General features: G+C 71.6%; 21 protein-coding genes. 11 read left to right on the forward strand and 10 right to left on the reverse strand.

Annotation, left to right across the window (positions count from 1 at the left end; all coding sequences use genetic code 11):
- The first annotated feature begins 49 nt into the window (after positions 1 to 49).
- The 4 genes from BLS99_RS06615 (at position 50) to BLS99_RS06630 (ending at position 5,046) form a co-directional block, all read left to right on the forward strand.
- Positions 50 to 1,462, forward strand: a complete 1,413-nt coding sequence (locus tag BLS99_RS06615; RefSeq protein ID WP_091045710.1) for an ABC transporter substrate-binding protein — start codon at positions 50 to 52, stop codon at positions 1,460 to 1,462.
- Between the two features lie 122 nt (positions 1,463 to 1,584).
- Positions 1,585 to 2,568, forward strand: a complete 984-nt coding sequence (locus BLS99_RS06620; RefSeq protein WP_091045714.1) for a carbohydrate ABC transporter permease — start codon at positions 1,585 to 1,587, stop codon at positions 2,566 to 2,568.
- Entirely contained in the window at positions 2,565 to 3,662 is a 1,098-nt protein-coding gene (locus tag BLS99_RS06625; RefSeq protein WP_218126321.1) for a carbohydrate ABC transporter permease, read from the forward strand. Before BLS99_RS06620 ends, BLS99_RS06625 begins: the two co-directional genes overlap by 4 nt.
- A gap of 31 nt (positions 3,663 to 3,693) precedes the next feature.
- Positions 3,694 to 5,046 (forward strand): GH1 family beta-glucosidase, encoded by a 1,353-nt coding sequence (locus BLS99_RS06630; protein ID WP_091045717.1) that lies wholly within the window; start codon positions 3,694 to 3,696, stop codon positions 5,044 to 5,046.
- Between the two features lie 43 nt (positions 5,047 to 5,089).
- Here the strand turns inward: BLS99_RS06630 and BLS99_RS06635 are convergent, their stop codons facing one another.
- Positions 5,090 to 6,115, reverse strand: a complete 1,026-nt coding sequence (locus BLS99_RS06635; protein ID WP_091045719.1) for a LacI family DNA-binding transcriptional regulator — start codon at positions 6,113 to 6,115, stop codon at positions 5,090 to 5,092.
- 155 nt (positions 6,116 to 6,270) lie between these two features.
- On the opposite strand from BLS99_RS06635, the gene BLS99_RS06640 reads away from it, so the two are divergent.
- The 5 genes from BLS99_RS06640 (at position 6,271) to BLS99_RS06660 (ending at position 12,696) form a co-directional block, all read left to right on the forward strand.
- Positions 6,271 to 7,923 carry a glycoside hydrolase family 13 protein gene (locus BLS99_RS06640; RefSeq protein ID WP_091045722.1) on the forward strand — a complete coding sequence of 551 codons (1,653 nt, stop codon included), beginning with the start codon at positions 6,271 to 6,273 and terminating at the stop codon, positions 7,921 to 7,923.
- A gap of 46 nt (positions 7,924 to 7,969) precedes the next feature.
- Positions 7,970 to 9,331, forward strand: coding sequence for an ABC transporter substrate-binding protein (locus BLS99_RS06645; protein ID WP_091045726.1), 1,362 nt, complete (start codon positions 7,970 to 7,972; stop codon positions 9,329 to 9,331).
- A gap of 18 nt (positions 9,332 to 9,349) precedes the next feature.
- On the forward strand, positions 9,350 to 10,318 hold the full coding sequence (locus BLS99_RS06650; RefSeq protein WP_091045729.1) for a carbohydrate ABC transporter permease: 969 nt from the start codon (positions 9,350 to 9,352) through the stop codon (positions 10,316 to 10,318).
- Positions 10,318 to 11,214: a carbohydrate ABC transporter permease gene (locus BLS99_RS06655; RefSeq protein ID WP_091045733.1), complete on the forward strand. Its 897-nt coding sequence runs from the start codon at positions 10,318 to 10,320 to the stop codon at positions 11,212 to 11,214. The genes BLS99_RS06650 and BLS99_RS06655 overlap by 1 nt, the downstream gene beginning before the upstream one ends.
- 207 nt (positions 11,215 to 11,421) lie before the next feature.
- Positions 11,422 to 12,696, forward strand: a complete 1,275-nt coding sequence (locus BLS99_RS06660; RefSeq protein ID WP_091045736.1) for a glycoside hydrolase family 16 protein — start codon at positions 11,422 to 11,424, stop codon at positions 12,694 to 12,696.
- Positions 12,697 to 12,767: 71 nt separating this feature from the next.
- Here BLS99_RS06660 and BLS99_RS06665 read toward each other — a convergent pair whose 3' ends face one another.
- The 4 genes from BLS99_RS06665 to kdpF are packed head-to-tail and all read right to left on the reverse strand — an operon-like array spanning position 12,768 to position 17,614.
- Positions 12,768 to 13,712 (reverse strand): potassium-transporting ATPase subunit C, encoded by a 945-nt coding sequence (locus tag BLS99_RS06665; protein ID WP_091045739.1) that lies wholly within the window; start codon positions 13,710 to 13,712, stop codon positions 12,768 to 12,770.
- Positions 13,713 to 15,851, reverse strand: coding sequence for a potassium-transporting ATPase subunit KdpB (kdpB, locus tag BLS99_RS06670; RefSeq protein ID WP_091045743.1), 2,139 nt, complete (start codon positions 15,849 to 15,851; stop codon positions 13,713 to 13,715). It abuts the gene before it with no gap.
- 12 nt (positions 15,852 to 15,863) lie between these two features.
- Entirely contained in the window at positions 15,864 to 17,525 is a 1,662-nt protein-coding gene (gene kdpA, locus BLS99_RS06675) for a potassium-transporting ATPase subunit KdpA (protein ID WP_091045746.1), read from the reverse strand.
- Entirely contained in the window at positions 17,525 to 17,614 is a 90-nt protein-coding gene (gene kdpF, locus BLS99_RS25550) for a K(+)-transporting ATPase subunit F (RefSeq protein WP_136531143.1), read from the reverse strand. The genes kdpA and kdpF overlap by 1 nt, the downstream gene beginning before the upstream one ends.
- A gap of 433 nt (positions 17,615 to 18,047) precedes the next feature.
- On the opposite strand from kdpF, the gene BLS99_RS06685 reads away from it, so the two are divergent.
- Together BLS99_RS06685 and BLS99_RS06690 are read left to right on the forward strand one after the other, a co-directional pair.
- The gene (locus tag BLS99_RS06685) at positions 18,048 to 19,643 is read left to right on the forward strand and encodes an alpha/beta hydrolase (protein WP_143034707.1); all 1,596 of its coding nucleotides are present in this window, start codon (positions 18,048 to 18,050) and stop codon (positions 19,641 to 19,643) included.
- A gap of 203 nt (positions 19,644 to 19,846) precedes the next feature.
- Positions 19,847 to 20,680, forward strand: a complete 834-nt coding sequence (locus BLS99_RS06690; RefSeq protein WP_091047734.1) for an undecaprenyl-diphosphate phosphatase — start codon at positions 19,847 to 19,849, stop codon at positions 20,678 to 20,680.
- A 51-nt stretch (positions 20,681 to 20,731) separates the two neighbouring features.
- On the opposite strand, the gene BLS99_RS06695 is transcribed toward BLS99_RS06690, so the two are convergent.
- The 5 genes from BLS99_RS06695 to BLS99_RS06715 all read right to left on the reverse strand — a co-directional run bounded on the left by BLS99_RS06695 (position 20,732) and on the right by BLS99_RS06715 (position 25,788).
- Positions 20,732 to 21,712, reverse strand: coding sequence for a DMT family transporter (locus tag BLS99_RS06695; RefSeq protein ID WP_091045756.1), 981 nt, complete (start codon positions 21,710 to 21,712; stop codon positions 20,732 to 20,734).
- A gap of 298 nt (positions 21,713 to 22,010) precedes the next feature.
- Positions 22,011 to 23,246, reverse strand: coding sequence for an MFS transporter (locus BLS99_RS06700; RefSeq protein ID WP_091045759.1), 1,236 nt, complete (start codon positions 23,244 to 23,246; stop codon positions 22,011 to 22,013).
- A complete protein-coding gene (locus tag BLS99_RS06705; RefSeq protein WP_091045761.1) occupies positions 23,243 to 23,875 on the reverse strand; it encodes a GntR family transcriptional regulator in 633 nt (210 codons plus the stop codon). Before BLS99_RS06705 ends, BLS99_RS06700 begins: the two co-directional genes overlap by 4 nt.
- 58 nt (positions 23,876 to 23,933) lie before the next feature.
- On the reverse strand, positions 23,934 to 24,497 hold the full coding sequence (locus tag BLS99_RS06710; protein WP_091045765.1) for a PadR family transcriptional regulator: 564 nt from the start codon (positions 24,495 to 24,497) through the stop codon (positions 23,934 to 23,936).
- 187 nt (positions 24,498 to 24,684) lie between these two features.
- Positions 24,685 to 25,788, reverse strand: coding sequence for a type I restriction endonuclease (locus BLS99_RS06715; protein ID WP_091045769.1), 1,104 nt, complete (start codon positions 25,786 to 25,788; stop codon positions 24,685 to 24,687).
- Between the last annotated feature and the right edge of the window lie 36 nt (positions 25,789 to 25,824).

The following is a 25,824-nucleotide window of genomic DNA, read 5'->3' on the forward strand; positions in this document are numbered from 1 at the left end:
ATCCCTCCCGGCCGCCGGCGTCCTCCGGCGGCCGCAGCAAGGAGCATCCATGAGGATCACACCTCCCCTCCGCCGCCGCGGCGTCTCGGCCGCCAAGGCGGCCGCCATCGGCGGCGCCGCCCTCCTGGCCGCCACGGCCTGCCTCGACGGCGGCGGCTCCAGCGCCTCCGACAAGGTGGAGATCACCTGGTTCGTCGGCATGGGCGCGGGCTCGGACGCCCCGACCATCCCCGCGCAGGAAGCGGTCGTCGAGGAGTTCAACGCGAGCCAGGACGAGATCGAACTCGTCCTCGACATCGTCGACGCCGACCAGGCGCCCAACATCCTCTCCACCCGGATCGCCACCGGCGACGCCCCCGACATCGTGGGCCCCATGGGCATCCGCGGCCGCTCCACCTTCCCCGGGGCCTGGCTCGACCTCACGCCGTACATCGAGGAGAACGAGTACGACCTCACCGACTTCGACCCCGCCCTGGTCGACTTCTACCGGATCGAAGAGGAGGGCCAGATCGGCCTGCCCTTCGCGGTCTTCCCGTCCTTCCTCTACATCAACCTCGACCTCTTCGACGAGGCCGGACTGCCCTACCCGCCCCAGGAGTACGGCGCCCCCTACGTCGACGCCGACGGCGTCGAGCACGTCTGGGACATCGCGACCATGACCGAGCTCGCCAAGCAGCTCACCGTCGACGCCGAGGGCAACGACGCCACCAGCGCCGACTTCGACCCGGCGAACATCGTCCAGTTCGGCTTCGGCAACGTCTTCGCCGACATCCGCGCCCAGTCCACCCTCTTCGGCGCCGGCTCCCTCGTGGACGACGCGGGCGACGCGCAGATCCCGGCCCACTGGGCCGAGGCCCAGCAGTGGTACTACGACGGCATGTGGACCGACCACTTCATCCCCAACGGCCCCTACGGCGACTCCGACATGCTCAACGCCGGGTCCTGGTTCGAGTCGGGCAACCTCGCCATGGGCTACACCCACCTGTGGTACGCGACCTGCTGCATGGCCGGCTTCGAGGGCACCTGGGACACCGCGGTCGCCCCGTCCTACGACGGCACCACCACCGCCAAGCTCCACGCCGACACGTTCTCCATCACCAAGGACACCGAGCACCCCGACGAGGCGTTCGAGGTGCTCACCTACCTGATCGGCGACGCCGCCGAGACCCTCACCCAGACCTACGGCGGCATGCCCGCGCGCATCAGCCTCCAGGACGGGTACTTCGAGCGCGTCGGCGCCGCGAACTTCGAGGGCCAGGACATCAACTGGGACGTGGCCGTCGAGGGCATGACCTACGTCGACAACCCCTCCCACGAGGGCGGCATGCCGAACTTCCTGGAGTCCGAGGCGGTCCTGGCCGAGTACGCCACCAAGTTCAACCAGGAGGAGGGGCTCGACATCCCCACCGAGCTGGCGGCCCTCCAAGCCGAACTGCAGGCGGTCTTCGACGCCGCGGAGTAGCCGCACCCGGTAGCCGCACCCCCGAGGCCCGCCATCCCGGGCCTCACCTCCCCGCCGGGCGGGCGGCACCCGCCCGCCCGGCGCCCCACGCCTCACACCATGCCTCCCGAAAGGCGACACCCATGTCCGGTTTCACCGACGCGGTCCTGACCGCGCGGCGGCGGAAAGGCGGCCGTCCCACCCGCCCCGCCGGACCGATGCAGCGCCGCGAAGCGCGCTGGGGCTACGCGTTCATCAGCCCCTGGATCATCGGCTTCCTCCTGTTCTGGCTCGTGCCCATCGGCGCCTCGCTCGTCTTCTCCACCCTCGACTTCCAGCTCACCGACCCCGACGCCACCAGCTTCGTGGGCACCTCGAACTGGGAGCGGGCCCTGTCGGACCCCGACACGTGGACCGCGCTGGCCGCGACCTTCCGCTTCACCGTGCTGTTCCTGCCCCTGAGCATCGTGGTCGCCCTCGGGCTCGCGCTCCTGCTCAACTCCAAGCACCTGAAGTTCACCGGGTTCTTCCGGCTGCTGTTCTACGCGCCCTCGATGATCCCGCTGGTCGCCGGCGTCCTCATCTGGCAGCAGGTCCTCAACCCCCAGACCGGCTGGGTCAACCGGCTCATCGGCCTCACCGGCGTCGACGCCACCGGCACCGACGGCATCCGCTGGTTCGACAACCCGATCCTGGTCCTGTTCGCGTTCAGCTTCATCGGCCTGTGGGGCATCGGCAACGCCATGATGGTCAACCTCGCCGGCCTCCAGGGCATCCCCACCGAGCTCTACGAGGCCGCCGAGATCGACGGCGCCGGCTGGTGGCGGCGGCTGCGCAGCGTCACACTGCCCCTGCTGTCGCCGATCATGTTCTACAACCTGGTGATCGGCTCGGTCGCGATCCTCCAGTACTTCGTCGTCCCGTGGGTCCTCTTCGGCGCCACCGGCCGGCCCGGCGGCGCCAGCCGCTTCCTGCTCGTGCACTTCTACCAGCAGGCGTTCGTGTTCGGCGACATGGGCTACGGCGCCGCCCTCGCCTGGCTCATCTTCATCCTCGTCGCCGTCTTCACCGCGGTGCTCTTCGGCACCTCCCGGTACTGGGTCCACTATGGAACGGAGCGCTCGTGACCGCCACCGCCACCGCGCCGCACACCGAGGCCGCCGAGACCCCGCCCGCCGAGAAGGCCATGCGCCGCAAGCGCCGCGGGATCACCATGACCATCGTGACCACCCTCGGCGCGCTCCTGCTCGCCGTCGTGTTCCTCATGCCCCTGGGCTACGGCGCCGCCACCGCCCTCAAGGACAAGGACGGCGTCTCCGACCCCAACGCCGCCGTCCTCCCCGTCTCCGCCCTCACCTTCGAGTACGAGGGCGAGGTCCACGACGTCTACGCCGTCCCCATGCCCGACGGCACCACCCGCGACCTCGCGCTCATCGAGCCCGGCCGCGAGTCGAGCACCTTCGTCGACCCCGAGGACCCCGGCGCGGGCCCCATCGAGTGGGACGGGCGCTGGCGCACCCTCGAACCGGTCACCGGCCTCAACCCCCAGTGGGGCAACTTCGAGGAGGCGTGGAACACCATCTCGTTCCTGCGCCTGACCGGCTGGACCCTCATGTACGCCCTGGTCAGCATGGCCCTGACGGTGGTGTCCTCCGCGGTCGTCGCCTACGGCTTCGCGCGCTTCCGGTTCCCCGGCCGCGGGCTCCTCTTCGGCCTCCTCATGGCCACGATCCTGCTGCCCCCCGCCGTCACCCTCGTCCCCAAGTACGCGGTGTTCCTCCAGATGGGATGGGTCGGCACCTACCTGCCGCTCATCGTCCCGCAGCTGTTCGCCAACGCGTTCAACGTGTTCCTGCTGCGCCAGTACTTCCTCACCATCCCCAGGGAACTGGAGGAGGCCGCCCGCATCGACGGCGCCGGCCCCATCAGGACCTTCCTGCGCGTCATCATCCCCCAGTCGGTCCCGGCGCTCACGGCCGTGAGCCTGTTCCACTTCTTCTACGCCTGGAACGACTTCTTCGAACCGCTGCTCTACCTCGCCGGCAACCGCGAGATCGTCCCCATCGGCGTGGGCCTGAGCTACTTCAGCGGCGTCTACAACTCCGAGCCCCACCTCATCCTCGCCGCGTCCCTCCTGGCGCTGGCCCTGCCGGTCGCGATCTTCCTCGCGGCGCAGCGGGTCTTCGTCCAGGGGATCGTCGTCACCGGCGTGGACAAATGAGCCCGGCCACACCACCACCAAGGAGCACACCATGACCAGTCCCTTCCCCGACGGCTTCCTCTGGGGCGCCTCGACCGCGGCCTACCAGATCGAGGGCGCCGCCGCCGAGGGCGGCCGCGGACCGTCCATCTGGGACACCTTCGCCCAGACCCCCGGCAAGGTGAAGAACGGCGACACCGGCGACACCGCGTGCGACCACTACCACCGCTGGCGCGAGGACTTCGGCATCGCCGCCGGCCTCGGCCTCAAGGCGTACCGCCTCTCGGTGTCCTGGGCCCGCCTCCAGCCCGCCGGGCGCGGCGACCTCAACCCCGAGGCCGTCGCGTTCTACCGCGAGCAGCTTGCCGACCTGCGCGACAAGGGCATCCGCTCCGCCGTCACCCTCTACCACTGGGACCTCCCGCAGGTCCTGGAGGACGAGGGCGGCTGGCCCGAGCGCTCGGTCGCCGAGTGCTTCGGCGACTACGCCCGGCGCACCGCCCAGGCCCTGGGCGACCTCGTCGACGAGTGGATCCCGATCAACGAGGCGTGGTGCGCGGCCTTCCTCGGCTACCACGTGGGCGTCCACGCCCCCGGCCGCCAGGACCGCACCGCGGCCCTGCGCGCGGCCCACCACCTCAACGTCGCCCACGGCCTCGCCGTCGCCGCGATCCGCGAGCACGCCCCCGCGGGCAAGGTCGGCTCGGCGGTGATCCTCACCGACATCGAGGCCGCCACCGACAAGCCCGAGGACGTCGCGGCCGCCCGCCTCTCCGACGGCGGCGGCAACCGGCTGTTCCTCGATCCGCTGTTCCGCGGCGCCTACCCCGAGGACATGCTCGCCCACTTCGCGCCCACCGGCGCGTTCGACGCGGTCCTGCCCGGCGACATGGAGTCCATCAGCGCACCCCTGGACTTCGTGGGCGTCAACCACTACCACCGCTTCGTCGTCGAGGCCGACCCCAGCGACGAGCACCTGGGCAACCGCAGCCTGCCCCCGCAGCACGCCGTCACCGCCTTCGGCTGGGAGATCCACCCCGAGAGCCTGCGGCGGGTCCTCACGCGGCTGTCCACCGAGTACACCGGCCTGCCGGTGTACATCACCGAGTCCGGCGCGTCCTTCGAGGACGCCGTCGCCGCCGACGGCTCGGTCGACGACGCCGACCGGGTCGACTACCTCGACGGCTACATGCGCGCGGCCGGGCGCGCCATCGAGCAGGGGGTCAACCTCAAGGGCTACTTCGTGTGGTCGCTGCTCGACAACTTCGAGTGGGCCGAGGGCTACTCCAAGCGCTTCGGGATCGTCCGCGTCGACTACGAGACCCAGCGGCGCACCCCCAAGCGCAGCGCCGAGTGGTACCGGGACGTCATCGCCTCCAACGGCGCGTCCCTGAACTGGGCCTAGGACTCCCGGCTCGCGGGCCTTGCCGGGCCCCGCGAGCCGGGCCTCACCCGACCGGCGGGGGACCGGCGGTGCCCCGCTCGATCAGCGCCACGTCCAGTGAGACCGCCTGCTCGGGGCGGTCCTTGCCCGCGAGGCGGTCCATCATGAGGCGGACCGCCTCGGCGGCCTTCCCCGGCAGGTCCTGCGCCACCGTCGTGAGCTTCGGGGTGACGTAGACGGCGAGGTCGGCGTTGTCGTAGCCGACGACCGACACGTCCCCGGGCACCGAGCGGCCCGCCGCCGCGAGCCCCTCGATGAGGCCGATCGCGAGGATGTCGGCGGTGGTGAACACCGCGGTCACCTCCGGGTGCTCGGCGGCCAGGCGCCGCCCGTACTCCAGGCCCGCCGCGTGCGTGGTCTCCACCTCGGACGCCAGCGCCGGGTCGAACGCGATCCCCTGCCCCGCCAGGACCTTCCGGTAGCCCTCGAAGCGCTGGCGCACGACGCCGGTGTCGGAGAACGCGGGGCCGGCGAACGCGATCCGCTCGTGCCCGAGCCCGACCAGGTGCCGCATGGCGAGCTCGGCGCCGCCGAAGTCGTCGGAGCGGACCTCCAGCGCGAGCGGGTTCTCCGAGTAGGAGTCCATGGCCACCAGGGCCACGTCGCCGACGTCGGCGGCGGTGAGGCGGTCGATGACGACGTCGTTGAAGCCCAGGAGGACCGCGCCGTCGAGGTTCCACGAGCGCAGGGCCTCGGTGATCTCCCCGCGCCGGGAGATCCCGCGGAGCATGAGGTGGTAGTCCAGGCGCCGCAGCTCGCGCTCGAGCATGCCGACGACCTCGACGGTGTGCGGGTCGATCGTCAGGGACGACTCGCCGACGGCGGGGACGAGGAGCCCGACCAGGCGCGAGGAGCGGGCCGCGAGGCTGCGCGCCGAGGCGCTGGGGACGTACCCGCGCTCCTTGACGAGGCGCATGATCCGCTCGCGGGTGGCCGCGGAGACCCGGGCCTGCTTCCCGTTGACCACGTTGGACACGGTCATGAGGCTGACGCCGGCCTCGGCCGCGATGTCCTTCAGCGTGACGCCCAAGAGGGCTCCTTTCCATCGAGCAAGCGGATGCCGGTACCCCGCCGTTGACAAGTGTGACATCCAAGAGCTAAGCTTCCGGCCAAGGTATAGCGCTAAACCTAGCATGTGCAGGGCATTCACCATGCCCTGACCCCCTCCTAGGTCGCGTTCGACGCATGGACGGAGCCACATTGCAATCGCGACAGCAGCCCCAGGCCGCCCCCGAGTGGTGGCGGAACGCGGTGATCTACCAGGTCTACCCGCGCAGCTTCGCGGACGCCGACGGCGACGGCACCGGCGACCTCGCCGGGGTGCGCGAGCGCCTGCCCTACCTCGCCGCCCTCGGCGTCGACGCGCTCTGGTTCACCCCCTGGTACCGCTCGCCGCAGGCCGACGGCGGCTACGACGTCGCCGACTACCGCGAGATCGACCCCGCCTTCGGCACCCTCGCCGACGCCGAGGCCCTCATCGAGGACGCGCTCGCCCTCGGCATCCGCACCATCGTCGACGTCGTCCCCAACCACGTCTCCTCCGAGCACGCCTGGTTCAAGGAGGCCCTCGCCGCCGCCCCCGGCGACCCCGCCCGCGACCGCTTCTGGTTCCGCGACGGCAAGGGCCCCGGTGGCGACCGGATGCCCACCGGCTGGACCTCCAGCTTCGGCGGCGACACCTGGACCCGCACCGAGGGCCCCGACGGCGAGCCCGGCCAGTGGTACCTCCACCTGTTCGCCCCCGAGCAGCCCGACCTCAACTGGACCCACCCCGACGTCGTCGCCGAGCACGAGGCGGTCCTGCGCTTCTGGTACGACCGCGGCGTCGCCGGCATCCGCATCGACTCCGCCGCCCTCATCGCCAAGGACCCCGAGCTGCCCGAGGTGGGGGAGCACCACGAGCCCGGCCGCCACCCCCACCTCGACCGCGACGAGCTCCACGACGTCTACCGCGGCTGGCGCAAGGTCGCCGACTCCTACGGCGACGACCGCTTCCTCGTCGGCGAGGTGTGGCTCGCCGACACCGAGCGGTTCATGCTGTACCTGCGCGACGACGAGATGCACATGGCCTTCAACTTCGACTTCATGACCCGCCCCTGGGACGCGGCCGAACTGCACGAGTCCATCGGCGCCACCCTCGCCGCCCACGAGGCCGCGGGCGCCCCGCCCAGCTGGGTCCTGTCCAACCACGACGTCACCCGCCCCGTCACCCGCTACGGGCGCGAGGACTCCTCCTTCTCATTCCTCGCCAAGCGCTTCGGCACCCCCACCGACCTCGCGCTCGGCTCCCGCCGCGCCCGCGCCGCCGCCCTGCTCACCGCCGCCCTCCCCGGCGTCCTCTACGTCTACCAGGGCGACGAGCTGGGCCTGCCCGAGGTCGAGGACCTGCCCGAGGGCACCCGCCAGGACCCCATGCACTTCCGCACCGACGGCGTCGACCCCGGCCGCGACGGCTGCCGCGTCCCCCTCCCGTGGACCCCCGACGGCGACACCTTCGGCTTCAACACGAACGGCGCTCCCCCCTGGCTGCCCCAGCCCGCGGGCTGGGGCAGCCGCGCCGCCGCCCTCCAGGAAGCCGACCCCGGCTCCTTCCTGGCCCTGTACCGCGACGCGATCCGCCTGCGCCGCACCGAACCCGCCCTGCAAGGTGACGGGTTCGCCTGGCTCGACACCGCGCCCGGCACCCTCGCCTTCCGGCGCGGGACCGACCTGACCTGCGTCGTCAACTTCGGCGACGCCCCGGTGGACCTGCCCGCCCACACCGAGGTGCTGCTCGCCAGCGCCGAGACCGGCGACGGCCGCCTGCCCGGCGACGCCGCCGCGTGGCTGCGGGCCTGACCGCACGACCCCTCTCAACCGCAATGGAAACCGACAAGGAGCAACGATGCTTACCTCTCGCGCCACCGCAGCAAGGACCGCGGCCGCCATCACCGCGCTGGGCGTCTCCGCGCTCGGCCTCGCCGCCTGCTCGGACGAGCCCGACGACGGCAAGACCCACATCACCGTCACCATCGACGCCGGGCTCGAACAGGAGGCCATCGACGCCTTCGAGGCCCGCGTCGAGCAGTTCGAGGACGCCAACCCCGACATCGACGTGGAGACCCAGGAGTACACCTGGACCGCCGGGACCTTCACCGCCCAGCTCGCGGGCGGCACCCTCCCCGACGTGTTCACCATCCCCTTCACCGACGGGCGCGGCCTCATCGAGCGCGGCCAGATCGCCGACATCTCCGCGTACACCGCCGAGCTGCCCTACCGCGACGGGTTCAACCCCAACATCGCCGCGGCCGGCGAGGACGCCGACGGCAACCTGTGGGCCGTCCCGATCGCCGCCTACGGCCAGGGGCTCCACTACAACCGGACCCTCTTCGCCGCCGCGGGCCTCGACCCCGACGCGCCGCCCACCACCTGGGCCGAGGTCCAGGCCGCGGCCAAGGCCATCAGCGACGCCACCGGCGAGGCCGGCTACTCGGTGATGACCAACGACAACACCGGCGGCTGGATCCTCACCACCGTCGTCAACGCGCTCGGCGGGCGCACCGAGGACGGCGGCACCGCCACCATCGACACCCCGCAGATGCGCGAGGCCCTCACCCAGCTCCAGACCATGCGCTGGGCCGACGACTCCATGGGCGACACCCTCCAGTACGACTGGGGCACCATCAACCAGGACTTCGCCGCGGGCCGCATCGGCATGTACGTCTCCGGCGGCGGCAACTACGGGAACCTGTTCACCCAGAACGGGCTCAACCCCGACGACTACGGCCTCGCCGTCCTCCCGCTCGCCGACTCGCCCGACGCCGGGGTCCTCGGCGGCGGCACCCTCGCCGCCGTCAGCCCCAACGCCGAGGCCGACGAGCAGGAGGCCGCGGTCGCCTGGATCGACTTCTACTACATGGAGAAGCTCACCGACCAGGAGGCCGCCGTCGCCGACGCCGAGGTCAAGGCCGAGACCGGCCAGCCCGTGGGCGCCCCCGAGCTCCCCGTGTTCGACCAGGCCACCTACGACGAGCAGCAGGGCTGGATCGCCGAGTACGTGAACGTCCCCGTCGAGCAGATGGCCCCCTACACCTCCCAGGTGTTCGCCCAGCCGCTGCTGACCGAGCCGGTCACCGCCACCCAGGAGGTCTACGGCGTGCTCGACACCGTCGTCCAGTCCATCCTCACCGACGAGAACGCCGACATCGACGCGCTCCTGGAGACGGCCCAGGCGAACGCCCAGGCCGCCATGGACGCCGCCGCCTAACCGAGGGCAACGACAGACATGACCACCACCGACACCCGCCTCGCCGGTGTCACGGGGGACCAGGCCGGGCCGCGCACCGCGGCCCGGCCCGGCCGCCCGGGCTCCCGCCTCGCCCGCGCCCGCACCGGGCTGCACACCCTCGTCTTCCTGGCGCCGATGCTCGTCGTGTTCGGCGTCTTCTCATGGGTCCCCATCGGACGCGCCGTCGTCATGAGCTTCCAGCGCACCAACCTGGTCGCCGACCCCGTGTTCGTGGGCTTCGCCAACTTCGAGCAGGTCTTCGCCGACCCGCTGCTGTGGACCGCGATCCAGAACACCGGCTACTTCGCGCTCCTGGCCCTGCTCTTCGGCTACCCGATCCCGCTCGTGGCCGCGATCCTCATGAGCGAGGTCCGCAAGATGCGCGGCCTGTTCTCGGCCCTCGCCTACCTGCCCGTGGTCGTCCCGCCGGTCGTGGCCGTCCTGCTGTGGCGCCTGTTCTACGACGCCGGCGAGGACGGGGTCTTCAACACCATCCTCGGCTGGTTCGGCGCCGCCCCCGTCGCCTGGCTCCAGGACGCCGACATCGTCATGCCCTCCCTGGTCCTCGAAGCGACCTGGGCCGCGGCCGGCGGCACCGTCATCATCTACCTCGCCGCCCTCATCGGCGTCGACCCCAGCCTCTACGAGGCCGCCGAGATCGACGGCGCCGGCGTGTGGCGCAAACTCTGGCACATCACGCTCCCGCAACTGCGCGGCGTCCTGCTCATCACCTTCATCCTCCAGATCATCGGCACCGCCCAGGTGTTCCTGGAGCCGTTCCTGTTCACCGACGGCGGCCCCGCCAACCGGACCCTGACGCTGCTGCTGCTCATCTACCGGTACGCGTTCACCAACTCGCTCGGGGGCGACTACGGCGCCGCCGCCGCCCTCAGCCTCATGCTCGCGGTGGTCCTCGCCGGGTTCTCGATGCTGTACTTCCGCCTCACCCGACACTGGAGCAGCTGATGGCCGCGGTCAAGAGCACCACCGACCGGGGCCTGCTCGCCCCCACCGACCGCAGGCGCGCCAGCGTCCGCTGGAGCACCCGGCTCTCCCACGGCCTGCTCCTGGCGATCCTCGCCGTCGCCGGGCTGGGGCCCATGCTCTGGCTCGCCAAGGCCGCCGTCACGCCCACCCAGGACACCCTGCGGAACCCGATGGCGCTGTGGCCGGGCGGCATCGACCTCGCCAACCTCGCCGAGGCGTGGACCCGCGTGGAGATCGACAAGTACTTCTTCAACACCATCGCCCTCGCCGCCGGCTCCTGGGCCGTCCAGCTCCTGGTCGCCGCCACCGGCGGGTACGCCCTCGCCGTCCTGCGCCCGCGCCTGGGCCGCTACCTCTCGGGCGCGATCCTGGCGACCCTGTTCGTGCCCAGCGTGGTCCTGCTCGTCCCGCTCTACCTGACGATCCTCGACCCGCCCGTGCTCGGCACCTCCATGCTGAACACGTTCTGGGCCGTGTGGCTCCCGGCCGGCGCCAACGCCTTCAACGTCCTGCTCATGCAGCGCTTCTTCGCGAACCTCCCCCGGGAGATCTTCGAGGCCGCCCGCGTGGACGGGGCCGGGCCCTACCGGCTGTTCTGGTCGATCGTGCTGCCCATGTCGCGCCCGGTGATCGGGGTCGTCTCCGTCTTCGCCGTCATCGCGTCCTGGAAGGACTTCCTGTGGCCGATGCTGGTGCTGCCGGACCCGGCCCTCCAGCCCCTGTCGGTCCGCCTGCCCGCGCTCCAGCAGTTCGTCGAGCTCGACGTGTTCCTGGCCGCGCTGGCGATCTCCTCGCTCATCCCGATCGCGCTGTTCCTGGTGTTCCAGCGCCTGTTCCTGTCGAGCGCGGGGCTGGGCGGGGCGGTCAAGGGCTGACCCCGCGGGCGGGGGACCGGCGCTGCTCCCGGCCCCCGCCCGCTCCGCCGGTCCTGCCCGCCGGCCCTGCGCCGCACCTGGCGCCCAAATCGCCCTATTGACAATGATCTATCCCGATGTTAAAAAGATAGGACTATTTAGAGAGAGCGCTCTCTCGGTGTAGTCCCGCCGTGACCGCGCTCCTCCACGGAACGAGAGGACGCCTCCGTGAGACCACCCCGAGTCCACAAACCCATCCGCAGACTGCTCGCGATCGCCACCGCCGCCGTGGCGGCGGCCGCCGCGGTCACCGTGGGCCTCACCGCCGCCGGCGCCGACGAGCCCGACGAGGTCCAAGTCCAGGAGCAGGTCCAGGCGCAGGCCCTGACCTGGAGCGACGAGTTCAACGCCGCCGCCGGGACCGCGCCGAACTCGTCCAAGTGGCGCTACGACATCGGCGGGGGCGGCTGGGGCAACAACGAGCACCAGTACTACACGAACTCCACCAGCAACGCCGCCCACGACGGGGCCGGCAACATGGTCATCACCGCCCGCAAGGAGAACCCGGCCGGGTACCAGTGCTGGTACGGCTCCTGCCAGTACACCTCGGCGCGGCTGCTCACCAACGGCACCTTCACGCAGGCGTACGGCACCTTCGAGGCCCGCCTCCAGATCCCGCGCGGCCAGGGCATCTGGCCGGCGTTCTGGATGCTCGGCGACGACCTCGGCTCGGTCGGCTGGCCGCAGGCGGGCGAGATCGACATCATGGAGAACGTCGGCTACGAGCCGAACACCGTGCACGGCACCCTCCACGGGCCCGGCTACTCCGGCGGCGCCGGCGTCGGCGGCGCCTACACGATCGGGCAGCCGTTCGCGAACGGCTTCCACACGTTCGCAGTGAACTGGACCCCCAGCTCGATCAGCTGGTCGGTCGACGGCGTCACCTACCAGACCAAGACCACCGGCGACATCGGCGGCAACGAGTGGGTCTTCGACCACCCGTTCTTCATGATCCTCAACGTCGCGGTGGGCGGCAACTGGCCCGGGTACCCCGACGGCTCGACGCAGTTCCCGCAGACGATGAAGATCGACTACGTGCGCGTCTACTCCGGAGGGACCTCCGGGGGCGGGTCGGCCGTCACCGGGCTGGCCGGCAAGTGCCTCGACGTGGAGGCCGCCGGGACCGCCGACGGCACCCCCGTGCAGCTCTACACCTGCAACGGCTCCGCGGCCCAGCAGTGGACCGCGCCCGGCGACGGGACGCTCCGCGCGCTCGGCAAGTGCCTCGACGTCGCCAACGGCGGCACCGGCGACGGCACGCCGGTGCGATTGTGGACGTGCAACGGCTCGGGGGCGCAGCAGTGGGTGTTCTCGGGCGCGAACGACCTGGTGAACCCACAGGCGAACAAGTGCCTGGACGTGCCGTGGGCGAACTCGGCCGACGGCACCAACCTCCAGATCGTCACGTGCAGCGGCAACGCGGCGCAGAAGTGGTTCCGCTGACGCGCTGACCCGGCGCGCAGGTGAGGGCCGGAGGGGGTCAGCGACCCCTCCGGCCCTCCGCGCGCCCGGCGCTACCCGACCGGGCCGGCCTCGTCCCCGGCAGGGAACACACTGTCGAGTGCGAGGTTGAGTTCCACGACGTTCACCGCCGGGTCGCCCATGAACCCGAGGAACCGCCCGGTCGTGTGCTCCTCGACCAGCGCTTCGACGTCCTCAGTGCTCGCTCCGCGCTCGGCGGCGACGCGGGCGGTCTGGAGCTCGGCGTACTCAGGGCTGATGTGCGGGTCCAGGCCCGACCCCGAGGCGGTGACCGCGTCGGCCGGCACGGCCGGCTCGCCGGACGCGTCGCCCTCCACGGGCGTGACGATCGCCGCCGCGTAGTCCTCGCCGTAGACGGCGCACTCGACCGGCACACCTTCGTATTCGGCGAGGAACGGCGCGGCGACCGCGTCGCACGCCTCGTTCAGGCTCACGACCCGGACCACGTCGCCGGTCGTGCCCTCGGCGTAGAACACCCCGAGGACCGCGCCCACGGCGCCCGCACCGGACTCGGTGCAGTACGGCCGCGAGCCGTCCACGCCCTCGCGCTCGCCGATCGCGTACGAGCGCTCGCACACCTGCGTCAGCAGGCTCTTGGTGGCGAGCTCGTCGCCGTCCCAGCCCAGTGCGGGGTCGGGCAGCGCGTCCACGACGCTCTCGGGGCCCAGGTTCGAGGCGCCCGACACGAGCGGGTCGTAGTCGCCGTTCTCGCCGGCGGCCATCGACGGGCGCGACTGGAAGTACGCCGCGATCGCGTTCCCGTCCTCGTCGGTGAAGGACTGTCCCAGCAGCGAGGAGCCGACCACCGCGCCGTCCTCGTCGTAGACGAGCGACCCTTCGGCCTTGTGGTCCAGGCCGGGGAGCTGCGCCACGGCGAGGACCGCGAGCGGGTACAGGATGCCGGTGACGGCGGTGAGGACCAGCAGCGCGCGGAGCGCGGCCAGGTGCTGGGAGACCCAGCGGGGAAGGCGTGCCATTTATGCCACTCCTGGGATCAGGGCGACCGCGAGGTCGATGAGTTTGATGCCGATGAACGGCGTGACGATGCCCCCGAGGCCGTAGACCCACAGGTTCCGGCGCAGCAGCGCCGACGCGGACCCGGGCCGGTAGGCGACGCCCTTGAGCGCCAGGGGCACGAGGGCGACGATGACCAGCGCGTTGAACACCACCGCCGAGATGATCGCCGATTCCGGGCTGGCCAGGCGCATGACGTTGAGCGCGTCCAGTCCGGGGTAGATCACGGCGAAGATCGCCGGGATGATCGCGAAGTACTTGGCGATGTCGTTGGCGATCGAGAACGTCGTCAGGGCGCCGCGGGTCATGAGCAGCTGCTTGCCGATCGCCACGATCTCGATGAGCTTGGTCGGGTCCGAGTCGAGGTCGACCATGTTCCCGGCCTCTTTGGCCGCGGAGGTCCCGGTGTTCATCGCGACGCCGACGTCGGCCGCGGCGAGCGCGGGCGCGTCGTTGGTGCCGTCGCCGGTCATCGCGACCATCCGCCCGGCGTCCTGCTCGCGCTTGATGAGCGCCATCTTGTCCTCGGGCTTGGCCTCGGCGAGGAAGTCGTCGACGCCGGCCTCGGCCGCGATGGCCTTGGCGGTGCGGGGGTTGTCGCCGGTGACCATGACCGTGCGGATGCCCATGGCCCGCAGCCTCGCGAAGCGCTCGGCCATGCCCTCCTTGACCACGTCCTTGAGGTAGACCACGCCGAGGACGCGGGCGGTCTCGCCGTCCCGGTGCTCGGCGACGACCAGCGGCGTGCCGCCCTCGCGCGAGACCTGGTCGACCAGGTCGTCCAGGCGCGGGTTCGGGTCGCCTCCCGAGGCCCGCACCCACTCGGCGACCTGCGCGGCCGCGCCCTTGCGGATGCGGTGCACCGAGCCGTGCTCGTCGAGGTCCACGCCCGACATGCGGGTCTGGGCGGTGAACGCGATCCACTCGGCGTTCGCCAGCTCCCCGGCGGCGCGCTCGCGCAGCCCCTGGGACTCCTTGGCGAACACCACGATCGAGCGCCCCTCGGGGGTCTCGTCGGCGAGGCTGGAGAGCTGCGCGGCGTCGGCCAGTTGCGCGGCGGCGACGCCGGGGACGGCCAGGAACGAGGACGCGCGGCGGTTGCCGTACGTGATCGTGCCGGTCTTGTCGAGCAGGAGCGTGTCGACGTCGCCGGCGGCCTCCACGGCCCGGCCGGACATGGCGAGTACGTTGCGCTGCACCAGCCGGTCCATGCCGGCGATGCCGATGGCGCTCAGCAGCGCCCCGATGGTGGTCGGGATGAGGCACACCAGGAGCGAGACGAGCACGATCCCGGTGACGCCGTTGCCGTCGAGCACCGCGGAGTCGGGCGCTGCGGCCATGTAGTCCTTGGAGTAGACCGCGACCGGCTGCATGGTCACCACCGCGAGCAGGAAGACCACGGTCATCGCCGACAGCAGGATGTTCAGCGCGATCTCGTTCGGCGTCTTGCGCCGCTCCGAGCCCTCCACGAGCGCGATCATGCGGTCCAGGAAGGACTTCCCGGGCTCGGCGGTGATCTCCACGACGACCCAGTCCGACAGGACCCTGGTGCCGCCCATGACCGCGCAGCGGTCGCCGCCGGACTCGCGGATCACCGGCGCCGACTCGCCGGTGATCGCCGACTCGTCCACACTGGCGATGCCGGTGACGACGTCGCCGTCGCCGGGGATCGTCTGGCCGGCCTCGACCAGCACGTAGTCGCCGCGCTTGAGCTCGGGCGCGGGGACCTCGACCGTCGCCACCTTCGGGGAGGTGATGCCGGGGTCCTGCTCCGCGAGCCTCCGCGCGACGGTGTCGGTCTTGGCCTTGCGCAGCGAGTCGGCCTGGGCCTTGCCGCGGCCCTCGGCGATCGCCTCGGCCGCGTTGGCGAACAGGACCGTCAGCCACAGCCACGCCGTGATGAGCCAGGCGAACACGCTCGGGTCCGCGACCGCCAGCGCCGTGGTGAACAGCGCGCCGATCTCGACGATGAACATGACCGGGTTGCGCCACATCAGGCGCGGGTCGAGTTTGCGCAGTGCCGAGGGCGTGGACCTGACCCACTGCTTGGGGTCGAGCAGTCCGCCCCGCACCTTCGGCGCCACCGTTGTCATTGCAGACATTGCGGGCATCTCCTATTGCAGCCCTTCGGCCAGCGGGCCGAGGGCGAGGACGGGAAGGAAGGTCAGTGCGACGAGGACGAGCGTCACGCCCACGACCATGCCGACGAACAGGGGACGGTGCGTCGGGAGCGTGCCGGCTGAGGCGGGCACCGGCCGCTGCCTCGCCAGCGACCCGGCCAGGGCGAGCACCAGGATGATCGGGATGAACCGGCCGAACAGCATGCACAGGCCCAGGGCGGTGTTGAACCACGGCGTGTTCGCGCCGAAGCCGCCGAACGCGGACCCGTTGTTGTTCGACGCCGACGTGAAGGCGTACAGCAGCTCGGAGAGCCCGTGCGGCCCCGCCTCCTGGAGCGAGTCCATATTGGACGGCAGGAGGAACGCCGTCGCCACACCGACCAGGACCAGCACCGGGGTCACCAGGAAGTACATGCTTGCGAGCTTGATCTCCCGGGCCCCGATCTTCTTCCCCAGGTACTCCGGGGTGCGCCCGACCATGAGGCCCGCCACGAACACCGCGATCACCGCGAGCACGAGCATCCCGTACAGGCCGCCGCCGACCCCGCCGGGCGCGACCTCGCCGAACATCATGTTCAGCATGAGGACCCCGCCGCCGAACGACGTGAACGAGTCGTGGAAGGAGTTCACCGCGCCCGTCGAGGTCAGCGTGGTCGCCGCGGCGAACAGGCTGGAGTCCTCGACGCCGAAGCGGACCTCCTTGCCCTCCATCGCGGCCGTCACCGCCTGCGGCACGGTCCCGTTCCCGAGGGACTCGAACCCGAGCACGGCGGTGATCGAGGCGAGGGCAAGGACCCCCATGACCGCGATGATCGCGTACCCCTGCCGGTCGTCGCCGACGATGCGCCCGAACGTGCGCGGCAGCGCCACCGGGATCATGAGGATCAGGTAGACCTCCACGAAGTTCGTCCACGACGTGGGGTTCTCGAACGGGTGCGCCGAGTTCGCGTTGAAGAACCCGCCGCCGTTGGTGCCCAGCTCCTTGATCGCCTCCTGGCTCGCGACCGCGCCGCCGGTGATCGACTGCGTGTCGCCGGTCGCGGTCACCGCCTGCGTGACCTCGCCGAAGTTCTGGATCGCGCCGCCGAGGACGAGCACCACCGCGCCGACCGCGGCGATCGGCAGCAGCACCCACACGGTGATCCGGACCAGGTCGACCCAGAAGTTCCCGAGCCGGTCGGTGGCCTTGCGGGCGAAGCCCCGCACCAGGACCACCGCGACGGCCATGCCGACCGCCGCCGACACGAAGTTCTGCACGGCCAGGCCGCCGGTCTGCACCAGGTGGCCCATCGTGGACTCACCGGAGTACGCCTGCCAGTTCGTGTTCGCCACGAAGCTCACCGCGGTGTTCCACGAGACGTACGGGTCCACGCCCGGGAAGCCCAGGCTCAGCGGCAGGAAGTGCTGGAGCCGCTGGAGCCCGTACAGCAGCAGCACGCTCACCGCCGAGAACGCGAGCACGCTCCTGGCGTACCCGGCCCAGTGCTGCTCGGTCTCCGGTCGCGCCCCGATGACGCGGTAGATCCCGCGCTCGACCTTGTAGTGGCGCTCCCGGGTCACGACCCGGTAGAGGTAGTCGCCCAGCGGCCGGTAGGTCGCGGCGAGCGCGGCGACCATCGCCGCGATGAAGATGACGCCCGCGGTGGTGTCGCCCATCAGAAGCGCTCCGGTTTCAGCAGTGCGACCACCAGGTAGACGCCGACGAGGACGGCGAGGACGAGGCCGATGGCGTTGACGGCGCTCACAGCTTCTCCACCGCCTTCACGAGCAGGCCCAGGGCGATGAAGCAGACCACCGTCAGGGCCAGGTAGGCGAGATCGGGCATCGGATCCTTCTCTTCGAGCAGGGGAGGCGCGGTGTCGCCCGCGCCGCCGGTCCAGGGGTCGTGCGGCCCGGCGGATCCGAGTGAACGCCGCTCCGGGGGCCTTGCCCAGAGGACCTGACGGCTTCGCTACGGCCCGGCGCCGCTTCTTGACAGGCCGCTGACGATCCGGCCCCCGCCCGCCCGGAAATCCCCCGAAAGCGACCGAATCAGTCGAACCGCGCCCATCCCGCCACAAGCCCCCGTACGGTGTGTGCATCGGCGCCTCGCCGCGGCCGACCGGGCCGGTTCCTGCCATGCGACCGGCCCGGTCGGCCGCGGCGGACCCGTCGCACCGCCGCATCCAGGGAGACCACATGAGGCGCACCGCCGTGCCCGCCGCCCTCGCCTGCACCGCCCTGGCCTGCGCCGCGCTGGCGGGGTGCGGGGCGGACTTCGACGGGAACGGCTCCTCCAAGGCCCGCGCGGGCGTGGCCGACGTGCAGGACCGGGTGGGCAGCGTCGACTGGGGCGCGTGCGACCGCGACGCCATGTACGGCACCGCCGAGCTCACCGCGGCCGAGACCGCGTGGGCCGAAGCCCTCGAATGCGGATCGGTCCGCGTCCCGGTCGACTACGAGGACCCCGGCGGCCTCCAGGTGCGCATCGCGATGGTCCGCCACCCCGCCACCGGCGCCGACCGCACCGGCTCCCTCCTGGTCAACCCCGGCGGCCCGGGCGGCTCGGGGATCGCGCTGGCCCAGTACCCGTTCCTGCCCGAGGCGGTCACGGCCGCGTTCGACGTCGTCGGGTTCGACCCGCGCGGCACCGGCGCGAGCGCCGAACTCGCGTGCGGGTCCGAGGAGGCGTTCGACGCGGCCGTCACCGCCGTCGCGGCGACCGACCCGGCCGCGGTCACCGACGACCAGTCCGACGCCCTGAAGACCGGCGCGGCCGACTTCTCCGGCGAGTGCGCCCAGGAGAGCGACCCGGTGTTCCTGGAGCACATCGGGACCATGGAGGTCGCCCGCGACCTGGAGGTCATGCGCGCGGCCCTCGGCGACGACGGGCTGACCTACCTCGGCTACTCCTACGGCACCTACATCGGGCAGCTCTACCTGTACCTCTACCCCGACCGGGTGCGCGCCATGGTCTTCGACGGGGTCATGCGCACCACCGGCACGGTCCTCGACCTCGCCGAGGGGCAGGCCGCGGGCTTCGAGGCCGCGTGGCGGGCGTTCGTCGCCCACTGCCTGACCGTCGAGGGCTGCCCGTTCACCTCCGCGGCCACCGCCGACGCCGAGCTCACCGCGATCCTCACCCGCGCCCAGGCCGAGCTGGCCGGGTCGGTCACCGTCCCCGAACTGCTCGAAGCGGTCTCCCGGAGCCTCTACAGCGAAGCGAAGTGGACGGCCCTCGAACGGGTCCTCGCCGCGGCCGCCGACGGGTCGCCCCGCGACTTCGCCGCCGACCTCCGGGCCCTCGCGGGCGGCGCGGGCGCCGAGCGCGGCCTCCCGCGCCCGCTCCCGCCGGTCCCGCTGCCCCAGCGCGACGCCGACGCCGACTTCTACGCCGTCCAGTGCGCCGACCGCGACAACCCCGGCCACTTCGGCGCCTACGCCGACTCCGCGCAGGCCGCGTACGCGGCCTCGCCCCTGTTCGGGGCCGGGATCTCCTGGTCCTACCTGCCGTGCGCGACCTGGTCGGCCGACGAGCCGAACCCGTCCTCGATCTCCGGCGACGGCGCGCCGACCACCGTGCTCGTCGGCAACACCGGCGACCCGGCCACCCCGTACGCGTGGGCCCAGGCCGTCGCCGGGCAGCTCGACGCCGCCGTCCTGGTCACCTACGAGGGCTCCGGGCACACCGCGTACGCGCTCGGCCACGCGTGCGTCGACGGGCCGGTCACCGCCTACCTGACCGACCTCACCGTCCCCGAGCAGGGCCTGCGCTGCCCGCAGGAACTCGACTGACCCGACACAGTGGACCACCGGTACCGTGGGTCTCACTGGCGTGCGTACACCGACCGGTCACGCTGGCGCGTCTGGCAAGATGTCCCAGTCGCTCCGGGAGCCGCAATGCGGCGGAAGCGACGCCTGACCGTCGATGTGACGAAAGAAGCGCGAATGCACATTCCCCCCTGCCATGCACGGACGGAGGCGTCCGCATGGTCGACATGACCTGGTTCGAAGCGATCGTGCTCGGGATCGTCCAGGGCCTGACCGAGATGCTGCCGGTGTCCTCCTCGGCGCACCTGCGGCTCACCTCGGCCCTGTTCTTCGAGGAGGACGCGGGGGCGTCGTTCACGGCGGTCACGCAGCTCGGCACCGAGACGGCGGTCCTCATCTACTTCTGGAAGGACATCGTCCGCATCCTCGTCGCCTGGTGGAAGGGCCTGTGGAACAAGGAGGAGCGCGGCGGGACCGACTACCGGCTCGGCTGGTACGTCATCATCGGCACGCTCCCGATCGTGTTCTTCGGCCTCATCTTCAAGGACGCCATCCGCGACGGGGCCCGCAACCTGTGGCTCGTGGCCTTCAGCCTCATCTTCTTCGGCCTCCTGCTCGCCCTCGCCGAGCTCGTCGGCAAGAAGACCCGCACCTGGGACGACTTCCGCATGAAGGACGGCCTCATCCTCGGCTTCGCCCAGGCCGGCGCGCTCATCCCCGGCGTCTCACGCTCGGGCGGCACCATCACCGCGGGCCTGTTCATCGGCCTCGACCGGGCGGTGGCCGCCAGGTACTCGTTCCTGCTGGCGATCCCGGCCGTGTTCGGCGCCGGCATCCTCAGCCTCGGCGACGTCTTCGAACCCGCCACCGAGGGGTCGGTGCCCTCGGGCGCGCAGATGCTCGTGGCCACGATCATCGCGTTCATCGTCGGCCTCGGCGCCGTCCACTGGATGCTCAAGTGGGTCGCCAAGCACAGCGTCTTCATCTTCGTGTGGTACCGCTGCATCCTCGGCGTGCTCGTCGTCATCATGCTGGAGACGGGCTACCTCCAGGCCACCTGAGCCGCGGGCGAAGGGCCGGTCCGTTCGGACCGGCCCTTCGGTCTATCTGCGTTACCGTGCGTCTTGCGCCTGTGCCCCTTGCGATCGTGCTTCTCGCGGTCGTGCCCCGCGCGACTCGGCGGCCGCGAGGGCCGTGATCGAGGCGAGCAGGATCAGCGACCCCGCGACGGCCGCCGCCGTCAGCGGCTCACCGAGTACCGCGACCGCCAGCACCGCCGCGGTCACCGGCTCGATGAGCATCATCACCGACGCCGTCGCCGCCCGCACCCGGGCCGCGCCCGCGAAGTACAGCGGGTACGCCAGCGCCGTGGTGAACACCGCGAGGTAGGCCATGAGCGCCCACGCCCGCACTGGGTCGCCGCCGCGGGGGAGCAGCCCCTCCAGCAGCGCCGGGACCAGCAGCACCGCGGCCCCGACCCCGAAGGACCACAACGTGATCGTGAACGGGTCCTCGCCGCGCTGCCCGGCGCTGCGGCCCAGCAGCGTCACCGCCGCGTACCCGGCCGCCGAGAGCAGTGCGAGCGCCGCGCCCGCGGGGTCGACGCTCGCGTCCCCGCCGACCAGGACCGCGAGCCCGACGACCGCTCCGGCGACGGCGAGCAGGCCGCCGCGCCCGAGCCGCTCGCCCAGCGCGAGCCGGGCCCCGAACGCGGTGAGCACCGGCCCCGAGCCGAGCGTGAGCAGCGTCGCGACCGCCACGCCCGTGGCCTCCACGGACGCGAAGTACGCGGTCTGGAACACCGCCATGCCGAACCCGGCGCCCAACAGGTGCCCCAGGCGGCCCCGCAGCGGGCGCCTCGGCGCGCGGGGGCCGCGCGCGACGCAGAACGCCCCGAGGAGCACCAGGCCGCCCAGGTGCCGCCAGAACGAGACCGCGGCCGGCCCGATGTCGGTGGCGGCGTAGATCAGGTCGGCGGCGGCGCCGGTGGTGCCCCAGGCGAGGCCGGTGACGGTGAGGAAGGCGAGCCCGCGGCGGGCCGAACCCGGTCCCGGGTGCGCTTCGATGACAGTGGCTGCGCCACTTGCGGACATGTGTCCTCCAGAGGAGAGTCAGAACAAGGTCTCTCGTCTGCGGGCACACCGCGGAAACGCGACCGGCCCGTGGCCGGTCGCGGTGCTCAGATGCCCGCCCTAGCGGACGGGCGGGGAGATGCCGAAGCGCATGGCCGCAACCCTACACGCGCCCTGGCCCGCCCCGCTCCCGCGCGGCATGCCGGCTGCGGCGGCATGGAGGTGGCCGCCCCGGAGCGGCCGGTCGCCGTCCAGGACGCGGAGGCGGGTCACAGCCGCACTCCTGCACCAGTCTGACCCCGCGCGCCACCGCGCCCGGTCAGCGCGGCAGGTGCCTGCGGTAGGACCGGACCACCGCGAGCGCGCACACCGCGCCCGCGCCGACGACCCCCAGCAGCAGCGCCGTCGCAGGCGCACCCGTGGCGGCCGCGACCGCCGCCAGCAGTGCGGGGGAGGCGAACCCGAGGTAGGAGACCGCGTAGAACACGCCGGTGAGCCCGGCCAGGTCCGCCGGTCCGGCGATGCGCTGCACCTCCAGGAGCCCCGAGACCATGCCGATCCCCATGCCCGCGCCCACGAGCACCGCCGCGGCCGCGCCCAGGGGCCAGGACTGCCAGTGCGCCGCCGCCGCGACCAGCGCCACCCCGGCCACGATCGTCACCAGGCCCGTGAGCACGCCGCGCGCCGAGTCCCGCCGGTCGATGCGCTTCGCCAAGGGCTGCACCGCGGCCGAGGCCGCCAGCGCGACCGACGTCAGCAGGGTCGCGTACGCGATGCCCCACCCCTCGGTCGCCCCCTTGAGCAGCACCGGCAGGTACCCGTAGCCGATCGCGGAGGCCGCGAACACCCACGGGCCGCCCACGAGCACGACCCGCGTGAACCGCCGGTGCCCCGCCGCGGGGACCCGCAACCGCGCGCGCAGCGGCCCTGGCATCCCGCCGCCGATCGCCGTCTCAGGGGCACGGAGCACCAGCCACGCGAACGGCAGCGTCAGCGCCACGTGGATGAGGAACGGCAGCTGCTCGGGCCAGGGCCCCCACTGGGCGATGAGCCCGGCGACGCCCGCGCCCGCGAGCGACCCGAGCGAGAACGACAGCGTCGCGCGCCGCGCCCCGGCCCCGGTGTCGGCCGCCGGGTCGTGCGGCCACTGCGAGAGCTCCTTCATCCAGGCCGTGCCCACGCACGTCGCCGTCCCCACGGTGACCCCGGCGAGGAAGCGGCCCAGGCAGATCATCAGCGCCCCCGACTCGCCGAACGCGAGCGCGGTGCTCGCCGCGACCGCCGCGAGCACGCCCGCGAACATGACCGGGCGCCGCCCGTACCGGTCGCTGAGCGCGCCCGAGAGCAGGAACGCGGGGACCAGGCCGCACACGTACACGCCGAGGAACCCGTTCACCGCCGCGGTCGAGTAGTGCTGGCGCTCCTGGTAGAGCAGCAGCAGCGGGCTGAACTGGTTGCCGGCCCAGCTGGTGGTGAACATGACCGCGAACAGGGTCCGCCACGGGCGCGTGCGCGGGGGCGCGATCGGCTCGGGCGGCGCCAGGGTCGCGCTCATGCCAGGCCCTGGTGGCGCGAGAGGTGCACCTCCAGCACCGCGTGGTACGCGGCGGCGTCGTGCCGGCCCAGGCAGGCGGCCATCTCGCGGTGCTCGCGGAACGACAGGTCCAGGACCACGCCGCTGCCGGAGAGCACCAGGAACGCCAGCCGCAGCTGCCGGTCGCGCAGCAGGTCGAAGAAGTGCGCGGCGATCGGGTTGCCCGACAGGCCGACGACGGCGGCGTGGAAGTCGCAGTCGGCCTCCACGTACGCGGCCAGGTCCCCGGCGGCCAGCGCGGCCTCCTGCCGCGCCAGCGGCGCCCCCAGCGCCGCCTCGACCTCGGCCGCCGCGGGCGCCTGCGCGGCGATGCGCGCGACTGCGGTCCGCTCCAGGACCCCGCGGGTCTCGATCAGGTCGGCGACCTCGGTCACCGACACCGGCTGCACCGTCGCGCCCTGCCGGGAGGAGAGGGTGATGAGCCGTTCGGCGGCGAGGCGCAGGAACGCCTCGTGCACGGGGGTGCGGCTGAGTTCCAGCTCCTCGCAGATGCGGCCCTCGCTGAGGCGCTCGCCTCCGGGGAGCTCGCCGGTGATGATGCGCCGCTTGGTGTACGCGTACGCGCGTTCGGCCGCCGCCTGTCCCGTCACGGGTCAGGACGCTACCAGTTGCATGCAACGATGCATGCAACGATTCCGCCTCGTGGGATCAGCCGCCGCTGCGCTGGCGCACCGCGTACCCGGCCTTGCGGTTGAGGTCGGCGACCTGGCGGTCGAGCCATTCGATCTCGGTGAGGTTGGTGGACCGGTGGATCTGCATGAGGCCCTTGCGGAACGGGGAGTCGAGCTGCTCGGGCGGGATCGGGGTCCCGTTCGCGTCGAAGAACAGCTGCGCGGGCTGGTCGAGGAACTCGCGGCGCCGCGTCAGCACCAGGGCCTGCTCGCGGGGGTTCTCCAGGTGGTGGAGGAACGCCAGGAGCACGTACCACTTGTTGTCGTCGGTGATGAACCCCGGCTCGGGGTCGCGCAGCCACCGCCGCAGCTGGTCGGTGCCGGTCTGCGTGATCTCCAGCATGTGCCTGGGCGCAGCAACAGAGCCCGGCGCCGTGCGCCGGGTGAGGCATTGCGCGTCTTCGAGTTTCTTGATGGTGGGGTAGAGCGTACCGTCCGCGACCGGCCGCACGTGCCCGGCCAGGCTCGCGACGCGGTTCTTCAAGTCGTACCCGTGCAAGGGGAAGTCCCGCAGGAATCCGAGGATCGCCATCTTCAGCATGCGTCCATTATGCCATACATTTCAATATACATCGATCCCGAGGTTTAAAAACCTCCTTGTCAGTCAACGAAAGTGCCCCTCAAGAGCACGAGCACGGGCTCCGCCCGCGCACTCACCAAAAAGGAAAGCCCTCGCGGATCCCCTGGTCCAGGGGCCTGCGAGGGCGTTTCGGAGCCGATGTGGAGCGTCAGTCGAGGGGCTGGGCGTAGCGCCGCACGGTCTCCCGGATCGCCTCCGAGTGGAGGTAGATGTCCTCGAGGGAGTCCAGCGGGTGCCGGGTCTCCACCTTGTCGGCGTCGAACAGGCCGAGGTACCGCTTCGTGCGCCCGTTGAAGTGCAGCCGTGCGATGGGCTTGCGGTTGTTGTCGTCCATGATGATCGCGCAGTAGCTCTTGGCGTCGCGCTGGACGATCCGGTGCGGCTTGACCTCGCCGCAGGCGATCGCCTTGACGATCTGGTAGCCGCCGATCTCCTCCAGGGTCGTCTCGACCCCGGACTCGCGCTTCTCGGTGGTCTCCTCCTCGACCGCGCCCTCTTCGGCGACGGCCGGCTCGGGTTCCGCGGTGGCCGGGAACGACGACCCGAGGGCGCTCTGGAGGCGGCTGTTGACCTGGTCGTTGAGGAACTGCGCGGACGCCTTCGCGACCAGCGGGGTGAAGTGCTCGCGCACGCGCTGCGTGAACGAGCCCTCGTACACCCGGGTGGTGAGGAGCTTGACCCACTCGGGTTCGGGCTCTTTGAACAGGGCGGCGAGGGTCCGCTTGATCTGGCCGATGTACTTCAGCTCCTCGGCGGCGTTGATGATCGAGTCGAGGTCGAAGGACTCCTTGGTCAGCTTCCGCAGCTCGGGCAGGAGCGTCTCGTCGAGGTCGTCGAAGTCGAGCACGAGGAACGGCTTCTCGTCCATGCGGTTGGGGGCGTCGAGGTCGGTGAAGAACCGGTACTCCGCGCCGTTGGTGAGCACGGCGATCCTGGCGTTGGTGACCGCGAAGTAGCGGTAGAGCTGGGAGGCGTTCTCCAGCGTCAGCGCGTCCTGCGGACGCTTGCACTCGATGAGGATCTGGACCTCGCCCTGGTGCACGATCGCGTAGTCGATCTTCTCGCCCTTCTTGAGGCCGACGTCCGCGGTGAACTCGGGGATGACCTCGTGCGGGTCGAACACGTCGTAGCCGAGGACGGTCGAGATGAAGGGCATGATGAAGGCGTTCTTCGCGCCTTCCTCGGTCTGGATGATGTCCCGCTGGTTGCGGACTTTGGCGACGAGGGCGGCGATCCGCTCGTTGAAGTCCATGTCCCGCTCCTTTGCAAAAGCATGGCAGTGATGGGG

The sequence above is a fragment of the Glycomyces sambucus genome (assembly GCF_900102815.1).
GTDB lineage: Bacteria > Actinomycetota > Actinomycetes > Mycobacteriales > Micromonosporaceae > Glycomyces > Glycomyces sambucus.